Origin of the sequence: Bradyrhizobium canariense (assembly GCF_900105125.1) — a bacterium.
Taxonomy (GTDB): Bacteria; Pseudomonadota; Alphaproteobacteria; order Rhizobiales; family Xanthobacteraceae; genus Bradyrhizobium; species Bradyrhizobium canariense_A.
The window spans coordinates 4,753,526-4,767,804 of sequence record NZ_LT629750.1 but is presented as its reverse complement, the minus strand read 5'-3'; the positions used below and the strand labels follow the sequence as shown (position 1 = coordinate 4,767,804).

At 61.1% G+C, this 14,279-nt stretch carries 13 protein-coding genes and 1 riboswitch; of the genes, 9 read left to right on the top strand and 4 right to left on the bottom strand.

The features are described 5' to 3' along the window. Positions 1-717: a phosphate signaling complex protein PhoU gene (gene phoU / locus BLV09_RS22705; protein ID WP_100384554.1), complete on the top strand. Its 717-nt coding sequence runs from the start codon at positions 1-3 to the stop codon at positions 715-717. A gap of 13 nt (positions 718-730) precedes the next feature. Next, on the top strand, positions 731-1,432 hold the full coding sequence (phoB, locus tag BLV09_RS22700) for a phosphate regulon transcriptional regulator PhoB (RefSeq protein WP_100384553.1): 702 nt from the start codon (positions 731-733) through the stop codon (positions 1,430-1,432). Positions 1,433-1,608: 176 nt separating this feature from the next. Here phoB and BLV09_RS22695 read toward each other — a convergent pair whose 3' ends face one another. Then, a complete protein-coding gene (locus BLV09_RS22695; protein ID WP_146688973.1) occupies positions 1,609-2,118 on the bottom strand; it encodes a GcrA family cell cycle regulator in 510 nt (169 codons plus the stop codon). 480 nt (positions 2,119-2,598) lie between these two features. Between BLV09_RS22695 and BLV09_RS22690 the strand changes: the two genes are divergently transcribed. The 3 genes from BLV09_RS22690 (at position 2,599) to BLV09_RS22680 (ending at position 5,952) form a co-directional block, all read left to right on the top strand. After that, the gene (locus BLV09_RS22690) at positions 2,599-3,807 is read left to right on the top strand and encodes an aspartate aminotransferase family protein (protein WP_146688972.1); all 1,209 of its coding nucleotides are present in this window, start codon (positions 2,599-2,601) and stop codon (positions 3,805-3,807) included. Continuing rightward, positions 3,807-4,733, top strand: a complete 927-nt coding sequence (gene argF / locus BLV09_RS22685; protein ID WP_100384552.1) for an ornithine carbamoyltransferase — start codon at positions 3,807-3,809, stop codon at positions 4,731-4,733. The genes BLV09_RS22690 and argF overlap by 1 nt, the downstream gene beginning before the upstream one ends. A 211-nt stretch (positions 4,734-4,944) precedes the next feature. Beyond that, positions 4,945-5,952: an Hsp33 family molecular chaperone gene (locus tag BLV09_RS22680; protein WP_100384551.1), complete on the top strand. Its 1,008-nt coding sequence runs from the start codon at positions 4,945-4,947 to the stop codon at positions 5,950-5,952. Between the two features lie 15 nt (positions 5,953-5,967). Here BLV09_RS22680 and apaG read toward each other — a convergent pair whose 3' ends face one another. Beyond that, positions 5,968-6,360, bottom strand: coding sequence for a Co2+/Mg2+ efflux protein ApaG (gene apaG / locus BLV09_RS22675; RefSeq protein WP_146691249.1), 393 nt, complete (start codon positions 6,358-6,360; stop codon positions 5,968-5,970). 242 nt (positions 6,361-6,602) lie between these two features. On the opposite strand from apaG, the gene BLV09_RS22670 reads away from it, so the two are divergent. Genes BLV09_RS22670 through BLV09_RS22660 form a run of 3 tightly spaced genes read left to right on the top strand, consistent with a single transcriptional unit; the run spans position 6,603 to position 9,803 of the window. Then, the gene (locus BLV09_RS22670) at positions 6,603-7,871 is read left to right on the top strand and encodes an OpgC domain-containing protein (RefSeq protein ID WP_146688971.1); all 1,269 of its coding nucleotides are present in this window, start codon (positions 6,603-6,605) and stop codon (positions 7,869-7,871) included. Further along, on the top strand, positions 7,868-8,734 hold the full coding sequence (locus BLV09_RS22665; RefSeq protein ID WP_433994352.1) for an SGNH/GDSL hydrolase family protein: 867 nt from the start codon (positions 7,868-7,870) through the stop codon (positions 8,732-8,734). The genes BLV09_RS22670 and BLV09_RS22665 overlap by 4 nt, the downstream gene beginning before the upstream one ends. 13 nt (positions 8,735-8,747) lie before the next feature. After that, positions 8,748-9,803, top strand: a complete 1,056-nt coding sequence (locus tag BLV09_RS22660) for an SGNH/GDSL hydrolase family protein (RefSeq protein ID WP_146688970.1) — start codon at positions 8,748-8,750, stop codon at positions 9,801-9,803. 160 nt (positions 9,804-9,963) lie between these two features. Here BLV09_RS22660 and BLV09_RS22655 read toward each other — a convergent pair whose 3' ends face one another. After that, a complete protein-coding gene (locus BLV09_RS22655) occupies positions 9,964-11,184 on the bottom strand; it encodes an O-succinylhomoserine sulfhydrylase (RefSeq protein WP_146688969.1) in 1,221 nt (406 codons plus the stop codon). Between the two features lie 71 nt (positions 11,185-11,255). Then, positions 11,256-11,335, bottom strand: a riboswitch (SAM riboswitch). 183 nt (positions 11,336-11,518) lie between these two features. On the opposite strand from BLV09_RS22655, the gene BLV09_RS22650 reads away from it, so the two are divergent. Continuing rightward, on the top strand, positions 11,519-12,637 hold the full coding sequence (locus BLV09_RS22650) for a 2'-deoxycytidine 5'-triphosphate deaminase (protein ID WP_100384545.1): 1,119 nt from the start codon (positions 11,519-11,521) through the stop codon (positions 12,635-12,637). A 138-nt stretch (positions 12,638-12,775) separates the two neighbouring features. On the opposite strand, the gene BLV09_RS22645 is transcribed toward BLV09_RS22650, so the two are convergent. Next, positions 12,776-14,164, bottom strand: a complete 1,389-nt coding sequence (locus BLV09_RS22645; RefSeq protein WP_146688968.1) for a PQQ-dependent sugar dehydrogenase — start codon at positions 14,162-14,164, stop codon at positions 12,776-12,778. Between the last annotated feature and the right edge of the window lie 115 nt (positions 14,165-14,279).

Genomic DNA, 14,279 nt, shown 5'->3' with positions numbered 1-14,279 from the left:
ATGGCTTCTGAGCACACCGCCAAGGCGTTCGACAGCGATCTTCAGGAACTAACCAGGCTGGTCGCCGAGATGGGTGGCCTTGCCGAGCGCATGATTACCGAATCCGTCGATGCGCTGATCCGTCGTGACGTCGCGCTGGGCAAGCATGTCGTGGTTTCGGATATTGAGATCGATAATCTGCAGCGCACGATCGAGGAACGCGCGGTTCTGACCATTGCGCGGCGTCAGCCGATGGCGGTGGATCTGCGCGAGATCGTCGGCGCCATGCGGGTCGCGACCGATCTCGAGCGGATCGGCGATCTTGCCAAGAACATGGGCAAGCGGGTCGCGGCGCTGGAGAGCGATTTTCAGCCGCTGAAGCTGATCCGCGGCCTCGAGCATATGACCGACCTGGTGCAGTCGCAGGTTAAATCCGTGCTCGATGCCTATGCGGCGCACGATTTGCCGGCGGCGATGACGGTGTGGAAGGGCGACGAGGAAGTCGACGCGATCTGCACGTCGCTGTTCCGCGAACTCCTGACCTATATGATGGAAGATCCGCGCAACATCAGCTTCTGTATCCATCTGATGTTCTGCGCCAAGAACATCGAGCGGATCGGCGACCATGCCACCAATATTGCGGAAACCGTGTTCTACATGATCGAAGGTCAGCAGATACTCGACAAGCGCCCGAAGGGCGACATGACGACGTTTGCCACAACCGTACCCGGAAACTGAGGGAAGGCTGCATATGAGCGCGCGCATTCTGGTGGTTGAAGACGAAGAAGCGCTTACCACGCTGCTGCGCTACAACCTGGACGCCGAAGGCTATGACGTTGAAACGGTCGGGCGCGGCGATGACGCCGACACACGGCTGAAGGAACGTGTTCCGGATCTGATCGTGCTCGACTGGATGCTGCCGGGGTTGTCCGGGATCGAGCTGTGCCGAAGGTTGCGGGCGCGGCCTGAGACCAGGCAGCTTCCGATCATCATGCTGACCGCGCGCGGCGAAGAAAGCGAGCGGGTCAGGGGGCTTGCGACCGGTGCCGACGATTACATCGTCAAGCCGTTCTCGGTGCCGGAATTGCTGGCGCGGGTAAAGGGTCTTTTGCGCCGCGCCAGTCCCGAACGCCTCGCCACCGTACTCACCTATGGCGATATCGAGCTCGATCGCGAGAAGCGCCGCGTCGCGCGTTCGGGGCGTCCGATCGATCTCGGTCCGACCGAGTACCGGCTATTGGAATTTTTCCTCGAGCATCCGGGACGGGTGTTCAGCCGCGAGCAATTGCTCGACAGCGTATGGGGCCGCGATATCTATATCGATGAGCGTACGGTGGATGTGCACATCGGACGGCTGCGCAAGCTGCTCAATCCGGGCCGTGAACAGGATCCTATTCGCACCGTGCGTGGTGCCGGCTACGCGCTCGACGACCGCTTTGCGAAGGTCGAGTAACGAGCCGCATTAAATAGCTCTCGTCCCGGCCATCGCCAGGACTCATAACCCCTGATGTAAAATTTTAATGAGCCGAAGTGGCCAGCTTGCATAACCACGAACGCCGGTGGTTATAGGTCCCGGCATTTTGCCGGGACGGCAACAAATCTTCGCAGATAAATCGTCGTAAGTCGATCTTACCGCGCCGGCTTCGACGGCTGCCGGCGGCGGTCGCCGGCGGGCTGATAGGCCACCCGCGAGTGATGCGCGCAATAGGGCAGGCCGGACAGCGCCTTGCCGCCGCAAAAGAAAAACTCCGGACTGGAAGGGTCGCCGACAGGCCAATGGCAGGTGGCCTCGTTGAGCTCCAGCAGCGACAGGCGCTGGCTCATCGGCACCACGTTGTCATAGGCGATCGGATCCGGCTCCATCTCGACTTCGAAGGCATGGGCCAGTGCAGTGTTGCCGCGTGAGACCGGCCGCGAAACCCGCATCATGTGCTGGGCCGGCCGCGCCTTGCGCTGGCGTGGCGCTGCCGAAGAGGGGCTCTTGGCGCGGCCGGAAAGGCCAAGCCGATGCACCTTACCGATCACGGCGTTTCGCGTCACATTTCCGAGTTCCGCCGCGATCTGGCTGGCCGAAAGTCCGGCCTCCCAGAGCTTCTTGAGTTGCTCGACGCGATCGTCCGACCAGGTCAATACCGTCATCGCATTCATCCCTTCGCGTCGCACCGGCCATTACCTGGGACGGCGCTGCGATCTAAATCTCTAAAAATCCCTGCGGTCAGAATCCCTTAGCCCTCGCCGGGCGCAGAAAGCGCGCCCGAACGTGTACGCCGAACACATAGGACTTAGAGGATCAGATCCGCCGCACGAGATGTCGTACCCGACAGCCCAGACGCTACAATATGGCGTGACTCGGGCGCAAGAGTCCGCGTCTGTGCGTCCACATGTTCCGTGATTTAATCATTGCAATTCGATTTTTCCACCGCACCGGGATCTTACGGAGATTCGGAATCTTGACAGTGGCAGTTTGGACGCCCTGTGGCCGGTTGACACTTATCGCCGTGCGCATAGAATGCCCGCCACGTGCCGCCCCTAAAAGGCGGCACGTTTTGTTTTCCGGCCTATTGTTGCTGCATCGCGCAATTCGCGCATTGCAGTCGGCTCTAACTTTCAGTGATCGCCATGACCAAGAGCGCCACGTCGCATTTGCTTCCCGTATTTGCCAGAGTCGATCTCGGTTTTGAGCGCGGCGAAGGCGCATGGCTGATCGCAACCAACGGTGAGCGCTATCTCGATTTCACCTCCGGCGTTGCGGTAAACGCACTCGGCCACGCGCATCCGTATCTGGTCGCAGCCCTGCAGGAACAGGCCACCAAGCTGTGGCACATGTCCAATTTGTTCAAGAGCCCGGATGGCGAACGGCTCGCCGCAAGACTGTGCGAACAAAGCTTTGCCGACTTCGTGTTCTTCGCCAACTCCGGCGCCGAGGCGATGGAATGCGCGATCAAGATCACGCGCAGATATCACGCCGCCAAAGGTCGCCCCGAACGCTATCGCATCATCACGTTCGAAGGCGCGTTTCACGGCAGAACGCTGGGGACGCTGGCGGCGACCGGCTCACCGAAATATCTCGAAGGTTTTGGGCCGCCGCTGGATGGCTTCGACCAGGTCGCGCTTGGCGATCTTGACGCCGTCAAGAAAGCGATCGGTCCGCAGACCGCGGGCATCCTGATCGAGGCGCTGCAAGGCGAAGGCGGCGTGCGTGCCGCACCGCATGCATTCTTCAAGGCGTTGCGCCAGCTCTGCGACGACAACGGCCTGCTGTTGATCTTCGACGAAGTGCAGACCGGTATGGGCCGCACCGGCGAGCTGTTCGCCTATAAACGCCTCGGCGTTACGCCCGATGTGATGCCGCTGGCGAAAGCGCTTGGCGGCGGCTTTCCAATCGGGGCTTGTCTCGCGACGGCGGAAGCTGCATCCGGCATGACGCCGGGTTCGCACGGTTCGACGTTCGGCGGCAATCCGCTTGCCGTCGCCGCCGCGAACGCGGTGCTCGACGTCATGCTCAAGCCTGGCTTTTTCGAGCACGCGCAGAAGATGTCGCTGCTGCTCAAACAGAAACTGGCTTCAGTGGTCGATCGTTATCCCAAGGTGCTCACGGAGGTGCGCGGCGAGGGATTGCTGATCGGTCTGAAGGCCGTGGTGCCGTCGGGTGATCTCGTCAACGCGTTGCGCGATCAGAAACTGCTCACGGTCGGCGCCGGTGATAATGTGGTGCGCTTCCTGCCGCCGTTGATCGTGACCGAAGCGGAGATCGAGGAGGCCGTGCAGCGGCTCGATCGCGCCTGCGCCGCACTTTCCGGCAATCAGTTGAAACAGGCGGCGGGATAATGAGCAAAGCTCTGCGTCATTTTCTCGATCTGAACGAGCTTCCGACCAAAGAACTGCGCAACATGCTCGCGGCAAGCGTCGCCATGAAGGCGAAGCTGAAGGCACATGACAAGCCCGCCAAGCCGCTCGAAGGCAAGACGCTCGCCATGATCTTCGAGAAGCCCTCGACCCGCACCCGGGTGTCGTTCGATGTCGGCATGCGCCAACTCGGCGGTGAGGCGATCATGCTGACCGGCGCAGAAATGCAGCTTGGCCGCGGCGAAACCATCGCTGACACGGCGCGGGTGCTGTCGCGTTACGTCGATGCGATCATGATCCGCATTCTCAGCCACGACGCGCTGCTGGAGCTCGCCGCGCACGCCACCGTGCCTGTCATCAACGGGCTGACACGGCGCTCGCACCCCTGCCAGGTGATGGCGGATCTGATGACATTCGAAGAGCATCGTGGCCCGATCGAGGGGCGCACCATCGCGTGGAGCGGTGACGATAACAACGTGCTGGCGTCATGGGCGCATGCGGCAGAGCGGTTCAAATTCACGCTCAACATTGCGACCCCGCCGCAACTCGCACCGAACAAGGCGATGAAGGACTGGATCAAGGCAACCCACGCGCCGGTCGTGCTCGGCAATGATCCGGAACAAGCCGTGCGTGACGCCGATTGCGTGGTGACCGACACCTGGGTCTCGATGGGCGACAAGGACGGCGAGCACCGCCACAATCTGCTGCGGCCGTATCAGGTCAACGCCCAGCTGATGTCGCTGGCGAAGCCCGACGCGTTGTTCATGCATTGCCTGCCCGCCCATCGCGGCGAAGAAGTCACCGACGAGGTGATCGATGGTCCGCAATCGGTCGTGTTCGATGAGGCGGAAAATCGCCTGCATGCCCAAAAGGGCATTCTGGCATGGTGCTTCGACGCGGTGGCGTGAGGCAGCGTTTGGATTGAGCACGATGACGGCGTTGTCCCGGCGAATACCGGGATCATGCCGCGAGGTCTCTCGTTTCTGCGTCGTGGTGGATATCTTCCGCAGCACATGACGCCGGGAGCATACCTCCCCGCGTTCGCGGGCACGATTCGTGGAATATTTCGCCGTTTTTCGACCCTTTCGTTCTGCGCCCGCCGACCCCAGATAAAGCGCCATGACCTCACAATCCCCCGACATCAAAATCTCCGTTGAAACTGAAACCCCGATCCGTGCGCCGTCGGCGGTGCCGGTCGACGACGCGGTGCTGCCCTTCGAGGTTAGTGCGCTCGATCTGCGCGGCCGCCTGACCCGTCTCGGCCCCGCGCTCGACGAGATCCTCACCAAGCACGATTATCCGCCACCGGTCGGCAAATTGCTCGGCGAGGCGATCGTGCTGACGACGCTGCTCGGCTCGGCACTAAAATTCGACGGCCGCTTCATCCTGCAAACCCAGACCGATGGTCCGGTGTCGTTTTTGATCGTCGACTTCCAGGCGCCGGACCGCTTGCGCGCCTATGCGCGTTACGACGCCAAGCGGCTAACGGCTGGTCAGAATTCCGCAGCCCTGCTGGGAAAAGGCCATCTTGCGATGACCATCGATCAGGGGCCGGACATGAGCCGCTATCAGGGGCTGGTGGCGCTCGATGGCGGCAATCTGGAAGATGCCGCGCATGAATATTTCCTGCGCTCCGAGCAAATTCCGACGCGGGTGCGGCTTGCGGTCGGTGAGGAATGGCGCGGCGGCGAAGGCCCAAAACATCACTGGCGCGCTGGCGGAATGTTGCTGCAATTTCTGCCGAAAGCACCCGAACGGGCGCGGCAGCCTGATTTGCATCCGGGCGATGCGCCGGAGGGCGTCGTCACCCACACGGTTGCGGAAGACGACGCCTGGGTCGAAGGCCAGTCGCTGATTTCGACCGTGGAAGATGTCGAACTGATCGATCCGGATCTGTCGGGCGAACGTCTGTTATATCGGCTGTTTCATGAGCGCGGAGTGCGGGTGTTTTCGCCGCTGCCGTTGCGTGCGCAATGCTCGTGCTCGCGGGATGCTGTCTCGGCGATGCTCAAGAGCTTTGCGCCTCAGGACCGCGCCGACATGGTGAAGGACGGCAAGGTGGTCGTGACCTGCGAATTCTGCAGCTCGATCTATGACTTCACGCCTGACGAAGCCGGCGTGGAGTAGGGCTTATCTCCGTCATTAATTCAGCACCCGCTTGCTGTCGGGACTGTCGAGTGAAAACGTCGGCACATCGACCTCGAAGCGCTCGCCGCTTTCGCTGACCATCTGGTAACGGCCGGCCATGAATCCCGACGCGGTCGGAAGCGGCACGCCGCTGGTGTATTCGAAGCGCTCGCCCGGCGCGAGCACGGGCTGTTCGCCGACCACGCCCTCACCACGGACCTCCTGCTTCCGGCCCGAAGCGTCGGTGATAACCCAGTGCCGCGTCCGCAATTGCACCGTCTCCGCACCGGCGTTGACGATGACGATGGTGTAAGACCAAAAATACTGAGATCTTTCGACCGACGAACGTTCCGGCATGAAGTTCGGTTCGACGGTCACTTCGATCTGATGGGTAACGGCGCGGTACATCTGGGCAAACTTTCTGGAATCTGTGGGCATCATATCGAAAAGACCCGGTGGAACCAATTGCCGTAGCGTGCGGGCGGTAATGTCGTTGTATGCAACCGTCGTTTGACCATAGTTCGGGCCTAAATCGCGCCTGCCTTAACCCCCCGTAACTTGCCTGCGATCCCGAGGCCGCTACTATCGGCCGATACGGTGTTTCGCATCGCGCGAACGTGCGAAAACCACCTTATTCCAAACGGTTCCAGATGACGTCCGTTGCCGATCGAATTGCCGGACCACCACTCGCGGACGCCGCGGATGCGGCCGCGCGAGACCTCGCGCCGGCACCGGCCGATACTGCGCCGGCCATTTCACTTCCCGCGGTCAGCGAGCGTGAGCTGCGGCTCGATCTGTTTCGCGGCCTCGCATTGTGGCTGATCTTCATCGATCATCTGCCGCCCAACCTCCTGACCTGGCTCACGATCCGCAACTACGGATTCAGCGACGCCACCGAAATATTCATTTTCATCTCCGGTTACACCGCCGCGTTCGTTTATGGCCGCGCGATGCGCGAGGCCGGCTTCGTGGTCGCGACTGCGCGTATCCTGCGGCGGGTCTGGCAGATCTATGTCGCGCATGTGTTTTTGTTCACGATCTTTCTCGCGGAGATTTCCTATGTCGCAACCAGTTTCGAGAACCCGCTCTACACCGAAGAAATGGGCATCATGGATTTTCTCAAGCAACCGGACGTCACCATCGTCCAGGCGTTGCTGTTGAGATTCCGCCCGGTCAACATGGACGTATTGCCGCTCTATATCGTGCTGATGCTTTTCCTGCCGCTGATACTGTGGCTGATGAAGTGGAGGCCTGACGTCACGCTGGCGCTGTCGGTGTTACTGTATGCGGTCACTTGGCAATACGACCTGTATCTGTCGGCCTATCCGAACGGCGTTTGGGCCTTCAATCCGTTCGCCTGGCAATTGCTGTTCGTGTTCGGTGCGTGGTGCGCGCAAGGGGGCGCCAGGCGAATGTCGCGAATCCTCGCGTCGCGGATCACGCTGTGGATCTCGCTCGCCTATCTATTCGCGGCGTTTTGCGTCACGCTGACCTGGTACCTGCCGCAGCTAAGTTTCCTGATGCCGCGCTGGCTCGAGCAATGGATGTATCCCATCAACAAGACCGACCTAGACGTGTTGAGGTTCGCACATTTTCTGGCGCTGGCGGCCGTTACCGTGCGCTTCCTGCCCAAGGATTGGGCCGGCCTGAAGTCGCCCTGGCTGCGGCCGCTGATCCTGTGCGGGCAGCATTCGCTGGAAATCTTCTGTCTCGGCGTGTTTCTTGCGTTCGCAGGACATTTCATACTGGCCGAAGTCTCCGGCGGCGCCGGAATGCATTTCGTCGTCAGCATCTCTGGAATCGTCATTATGTCGGGCGCGGCATGGCTTTTTTCGTGGTACAAACATTCGGCAGACAAGAGTGCATCACGTACAAAAAGCACCGTCGGCAACGCCGATATGGCGGGGGGGAGCTTATGAGGTTCAGCTCGGGAGCAATCCTGGGATTGATGCTGCTGGCGGGTTTTTTAACCGCAACATTCGCTCGCGCTGAGGATGCTTCCCAAGGTGCCCCACAAGGCGCTTCGCAGCCCGCTCCACAAGATGATTCCCAAGCCACTCCCGCTGTCGCTCCACAGGCTGCTCCCCCAGCCACTCCCCAAGATGCCGCCCAGGCCTGCGATGTCCCGGCCTATCTGCTTACGACCGACAGTACGCTGCCAAAAGTCGCGGATGCCGTAAAAAACAGCCGTCCACTGGATATTCTGGTGATTGGCAGCCGGTCGTCGACCATTACCGCTTCGGAAGCGAGTGCCTATCCGGCCCGGTTGCAGGCGATCCTGAAAGAGAAATTACCTTCTGTCCCGATCAACATATCCGTAGAATTACGGTCCAAGAAAACCGCCGAGGAGGTGGCCGCCGAATTCGTTAAGTTAATGGAAGACAAAAAGCCTACTTTAGTGATCTGGCAGACCGGTACCGTCGATGCTATGCGGTCTATCGATCCCGATGATTTTCGTGGCGCGGTCGACGATGGAGTTGCTGCGCTGCAAAAGGCGGGAGCCGACGTGATTTTAATGAATCTGCAATATAGCCCGCGCACGGAATCGATGATTTCTGCGCCGCCCTACCTAGATAATATGCGCGTGGTGGCACAGCAGTACAACGTTCCGCTATTCGACCGGTTCGCCATCATGCATCAATGGAATGACTCGGGAGATTTCGACTTTTTCAGCGCGTCGCATGGCCTCGAGCTTGCGAAGCGTGTTCATGATTGCCTGGGCCGTGCGTTGTCGACGTTTGTGATCGATGCAGCTCACATCAACACGGCCCAGCAGAATTGAGGATTCAGCGTTAATGAGTTTCGACCGCCCTTTTTCCGCAATGACATCGCTGGCCGCGCCCGTCGTCGCAGCGCTCGTGTTGCTGGCACCGGCGTTGATGCTGCCGACACGCGTCCAGGCCGCCCAGCAGTCTGCGTTATCCGATAGTGCGAAATCCGACATTGCCGGATCTGACGACTCCAAATCCGAAGGCGTTAAGGCGCCGGGTTCCCAAACGACCGGTGCTGGTAATGCCGGCAATATTGCGTCTGTCGATCAGGCAAATCCGGCGCAGCCCAGGAGCATCACCAGCCGGGCGATCGATAAGGTGAAGGCGGTCGCAAAATCCGCCGGTGACATTTTCAGCCGCGTGCCGTGCCTGTCTCCGAAGGGCGGTGTCAAATCGATGGGATCATTGCCGCATGTCGCGGGCAAGCTGGCTGCGGGACAGCCGGTGGTCATCGTCGCATTCGGCTCGTCTTCGACGGCGGGTTATGGATCGTCGTCGCCTGAGTTCACCTATCCCAACCGGCTGGCGGCGCAGTTGCACCGGAAATATCCGGGCGCCGACATCACCGTCCTCAACCGCGGCGTCGGCGGTGAGGACGCGCCGGAAATGATGAAGCGGATCCAGACCTCGGTGATCGATGCGAAACCGGATCTCGTGATCTGGCAGGTCGGCACCAATGCCGTGCTGCGCAATCTCGATCCTGCGGAAACTGCAAAGATGGTGGAAGATGGCGTCGCGCGCATTCAGGCTGCTGGCGCCGATCTCGTGCTGGTCGATCCGCAATATTCTCCAAAGGTCTACGAGCGGGCGGAAAGCGCAAGCCGGATGGTGAAGTTGCTGAACAAGGTCGCAGAGCTTCGCCATGTCGGCATTTTTCCGCGCTTCGAGGTGATGCGCGAATGGCATGATGAGCAGGCGCTGCCGATCGACAGCTTCGTGATCGCCGACGGCCTGCATATGAACGACTGGGGCTATGCCTGCTTCGCCCAGTTGCTCGGCGACGACATCATCATGTCGGTGGGCCAGATCAAGCTGGGCGTCAACGTGCCGTCCAGCGTGCAGAAGTACCGGCCGATGTGAGGTGCCGTCATTGCGAGAAGCGCAAGCGACGAAGCAATCCAGCTCTTATAACGGTGTAGCTTCTGAATTGCTTCGCGGAGTCTGTCATCGGGCGCGCGTGCGCGCGACCCGTTAGTTTGCAATGACGTCAGAGGCCGTCTCGCGGCGAACCGTCAGCCCCTCACGCCTTCTCCAACGCTGCCTGCAGATCCTCGATCAGGTCATCGCGATGCTCGAGGCCGACCGAGAGCCGGACAAAGCCTTCGCTGATGCCGAGTTCGGCGCGAGCCTCCGGGGTCAACCGCTGATGCGTCGTGGTCGCGGGATGGGTGACGAGGCTCTTGGCATCGCCGAGATTGTTTGAAATCCGCGACACCTTCAGCGCGTTCAGCGCACGGAAGGTCGCTGCCTTGCCGCCCTTGATCTCGAATCCGATCAGCGTCGAACCGGCGCGCATCTGCTTCTTCACCGTTGCCGCCTGCGGATGATCGTCACGGCCCGGATAGATCAGCCGCGAGATTTTCGGATGCTGCGCCAGGACGTCGGCAATGGCTGCCGCGCTTTCGGTCTGCGCGCGGACGCGGACCGCCAGCGTCTCCAGCCCCTTCAGCAATACCCAGGCATTGAACGGCGACATCGATGGGCCGGTCTGGCGCATGAAATTGTGGATGTGCTCGGCGATGAACGCTTCCGACGACAGGATGATGCCGCCGAGACAGCGGCCCTGGCCGTCGATGTGTTTGGTCGCGGAATACACCACGACGTCGGCGCCGAGCGACAGCGGGCTCTGCCAGATCGGCGTTGCAAATACATTGTCAACGATCAGCCGGGCGCCGCCCTGGTGCGCGATCTCGGCGATAGCGCCGATATCGAGCACGTCCAGCGTCGGATTGGTCGGGCTCTCCAGGAAACAGGTTTTTGTGTTCGGCCGTATCGCCTTCCGCCACTGGTCGAGATCGAGACCATCGACCAAAGTGGACGCAATGCCGTAACGCGGCAGCAGGTCTTCCACCACATAGCGACACGATCCGAACATTGCCTTGGCGGCAACGACGTGATCGCCGGCCTTCAGTGGCGCGAGAACGGCCGTCGTCACCGCGGCCATGCCGGTAGCGGTGGCGCGCGCCGCTTCCGCGCCTTCGAGCTCGATCATGCGGCGCTCGAACATCGAAATATTGGGATTGGAGAAGCGTGAATAGAGGTACCCGGGCTCCTCGCCCTTGAACCGCGCCTCGCATTGCTCGGCGCTGTCATAGATAAAACCCTGCGTCAGAAACAGCGCCTCGGACGTCTCGCCGAACTCCGAACGTATCGCGCCGGAATGGACCAGCCGGGTTTCGGGCCGATAGTGGGCGGTGGGTGACTTGGGCTTATTCGTCGTGGTTGTTGTAGTCTCAGACATGTGACCTCCGTCGTGACCACCCTGGAAAATGGTCACAAAAAACCGGCCTGGAAAATTTCCACAGGCCGGGATCACACATGTCCCCGGCCTGTTTAGCGACTTATTTAACGTGGCTGCAAGCCGGCCGGCTCAAATCACCACGGGATAAGTCATGCTCTTATTCGGTCGCGCCCTTTCCGTCAAGGCGGCCATCGGATAACCCGTAAAAAGGCTATATTTCCAGCGTCCGGCTAGCGCATGATCTGGAGAAGCAGAAACCGGTTTTCCGAAAAGATCATGCTCAAACAACGAGATGAGATCACGATCCGATGCCGTCCAATCGGGTCATGATCGAATGGGTAAGGAATTGTCGTTCACGCTTCAACCCGATGCCAATGGCATTCTGCCCGATCGCATGATCGCGGCGATGGCGGATGCCGGCCTTATTCTGCCGGCCTATCCGTTCGTCGAAAGCCAGATCCAGCCGGCGAGCCTCGATCTGCGGCTGGGCGATATCGCCTATCGGGTCCGCGCAAGCTTCCTGCCGGGGCCGGGCGCGACGGTGGCCGAGCGCATCGACGAATTGAAGCTGCACGAAATCGACCTCAGCGATGGCGCGGTGCTGGAGACCAATTGCGTCTACATCGTGCCGTTACTGGAGAGCCTGGCGCTGCCACCGAACATCGTCGCCGCGGCCAACCCCAAAAGCTCGACCGGGCGGCTCGATGTATTCACCCGCGTGATCGCCGACGGCACCCGCCGGTTCGACATGATCGGCGCCGGCTATCATGGCCCGCTCTATGCCGAGATCAGCCCGAAGACGTTTCCGGTGCTGTTGCGCGAGGGATCGCGGCTGTCGCAGGTGCGCTTCCGGGTTGGCGACGCCATCCTCAACGCCGATGAGCTTGACGCGCTGCACGATGCCGAACGGCTGGTCGATATCGACGACGCCGATCTCGCCAATGGCGTCGCGCTCAGCGTCGATCTGTCAGGCGAAAGCGCCAGCGGCTTTGTCGGCTATCGCGCCAAGCGCCACACCGGTGTGGTCGATATCGACCGCCGTGGCGGCTATGCGATCAATGAGTTCTGGGAGGCGATAGCGGCGCGGCCGGACGGCAGTCTCATTCTCGACCCCGGCGAATTCTACATCCTGGCGTCCAAGGAAGCCGTGCAGGTGCCGCCGGATTATGCCGCCGAGATGGTGCCGTTCGATCCGCTGGTCGGCGAATTCCGCGTGCATTATGCCGGCTTCTTCGATCCCGGCTTCGGCTATGCCGGGGCGGGCGGGCAGGGCTCGCGCGCGGTGCTGGAAGTGCGCTCGCGCGAAGTGCCGTTCATCCTCGAACACGGCCAGATCGTCGGCCGGCTGGTTTACGAAAAAATGCTGGCGCGGCCCGATGCCATGTACGGCCAGCGCATCGGCTCGAACTACCAGGCGCAGGGCCTGAAGCTGAGCAAGCATTTCCGGGTTTAGCTGGGCCGTTATCGCGAGGAGCGTTAGCGACGAAGCGATCCAATCCCTGTCATTCCGGGATGGTGCGTTAGCACCAGACCTCAGATGTGCAATTGCACATCGGGGAATCCTTGGATTTCGGGTTCGATGCGGAGCCTGTCATCGGGCCGGCCAGAGGCCGGACCGGTTGGCATCGCCCCGGAATGACGATTCTCGCGACGCTGACTTCGCCTGCGGCGTCACGCGCCATACCGTGTTGCCGACATCGTCAGCCACCAGCAGCGCGCCTTGCTTGTCGATCTTGACGCCGACCGGCCGCCCTTGTGCCTCGCCGCTGTCGTTGAGGAATCCGGTCAGCACGTCCTGCGGTTTTCCCGCGGGCTTGCCATCGGCGAACGGCACGAAGATCACCTTGTAGCCGGCGCGCGGTTTGCGATTCCACGAGCCGTGCTGGCCGACGAATGCGCCGCCGGCCATGTCTGGCGGAAACAGATTGCCGGTGTTGAATGTCAAGCCGAGCGAAGCGGTATGCGCGCCGAGCGCGTAATCCGGCGGGATCGCCTTGGCCACCAGATCCGGCCGCTGTGGTTCGACGCGGGTGTCGACATGCTGGCCGTAATAGCTGTAGGGCCAGCCGTAAAACGCGCCGTCCTTGACTGACGTCATGTAGTCCGGGACGAGGTCGTCACCGAGCTCGTCACGCTCGTTCACCGTCACCCACAGCGCGCCGCTCTGCGGCTGCCATGACGGCCCGTTCGGATTGCGAAGGCCCGAGGCGAACACGCGCCATTTTCCGCTGGCGCGATCCACCTCAAGCACGGCGGCGCGATTGGTCTCGGCCTCGATGCCGTTCTCGCCAACATTGCTGTTGGAGCCGACCGTTGCGTAAAGTTTGGTGCCGTCAGGACTGGCGGTGAGGTCCTTTGTCCAGTGATGGTTGATGCGACCGGCGGGAAGGTCTGCCAGCTTGACGCCGGCTGCGCTGATTTTCGTGTCGCCCTCATGATACGGAAACTTCATGATCGCATCGGAATCGGCGACATAAAAATCATTGCCGACCAGCGTCATTCCAAACGGCGAATTCAATCCTTCGATAAAAACAGTTTTGGTCTCGGCCTTGCCGTCGCCATCGGCGTCGCGCAGCAGCGTGATGCGGTTGGCTGTCGGCGTGCCGGCCCCGGCGCGGCCCATCACCAGCCGCGTCGCCCAGGCCTTGATGCCCTTGCCGTCGTCTGGCTTCGGCGGGGCATTTGTCTCCGCCACCAGCACGTCGCCATTGGGCAGCACATAGAGCGAGCGTGGGTGATCGAGCCCGGTGGCAAAAGCATTGACTGCCATGCCGTTGGCGGCAGTGGGTTTGCCGCCGGCCGGCCAGCCTATGGCAGTAGCCACGTTGACCGTCGGTATCCAGGAGTGCTGCGGGGCGGGAAGCGTGGGCGAAGGCCCAAAACTCTGCTCGGCGGTGGCGGTGTCCTGCGGGTCGTGACAGGCGGCGAGTGGAAGCGCCAACGCTCCGATGGATATCGCCAGAAGCATATTTTTGCGCATGGTTCGTTCCCCGAATGTTGCCGTTACAATGCGGCAAGCCCGTAATCGTTCAAGACGTCGGCCTTCAATTACCTGCGAGAACCACAAACCCACCTCCACAGCGGCTAAATTGCGC

Bases quoted from the DNA above. Each gene is read 5' to 3' on its own strand.
- phoU (WP_100384554.1), top strand. From the start codon at position 1: ATGGCTTCTGAGCACACCGCCAAGGCGTTCGACAGCGATCTTCAGGAA.
- phoB (WP_100384553.1), top strand. From the start codon at position 731: ATGAGCGCGCGCATTCTGGTGGTTGAAGACGAAGAAGCGCTTACCACG.
- BLV09_RS22695 (WP_146688973.1), bottom strand. From the start codon at position 2,118: ATGACGGTATTGACCTGGTCGGACGATCGCGTCGAGCAACTCAAGAAG.
- BLV09_RS22690 (WP_146688972.1), top strand. From the start codon at position 2,599: ATGACCAAGAGCGCCACGTCGCATTTGCTTCCCGTATTTGCCAGAGTC.
- argF (WP_100384552.1), top strand. From the start codon at position 3,807: ATGAGCAAAGCTCTGCGTCATTTTCTCGATCTGAACGAGCTTCCGACC.
- BLV09_RS22680 (WP_100384551.1), top strand. From the start codon at position 4,945: ATGACCTCACAATCCCCCGACATCAAAATCTCCGTTGAAACTGAAACC.
- apaG (WP_146691249.1), bottom strand. From the start codon at position 6,360: ATGTACCGCGCCGTTACCCATCAGATCGAAGTGACCGTCGAACCGAAC.
- BLV09_RS22670 (WP_146688971.1), top strand. From the start codon at position 6,603: ATGACGTCCGTTGCCGATCGAATTGCCGGACCACCACTCGCGGACGCC.
- BLV09_RS22665 (WP_433994352.1), top strand. From the start codon at position 7,868: ATGAGGTTCAGCTCGGGAGCAATCCTGGGATTGATGCTGCTGGCGGGT.
- BLV09_RS22660 (WP_146688970.1), top strand. From the start codon at position 8,748: ATGAGTTTCGACCGCCCTTTTTCCGCAATGACATCGCTGGCCGCGCCC.
- BLV09_RS22655 (WP_146688969.1), bottom strand. From the start codon at position 11,184: ATGTCTGAGACTACAACAACCACGACGAATAAGCCCAAGTCACCCACC.
- BLV09_RS22650 (WP_100384545.1), top strand. From the start codon at position 11,519: ATGGGTAAGGAATTGTCGTTCACGCTTCAACCCGATGCCAATGGCATT.
- BLV09_RS22645 (WP_146688968.1), bottom strand. From the start codon at position 14,164: ATGCGCAAAAATATGCTTCTGGCGATATCCATCGGAGCGTTGGCGCTT.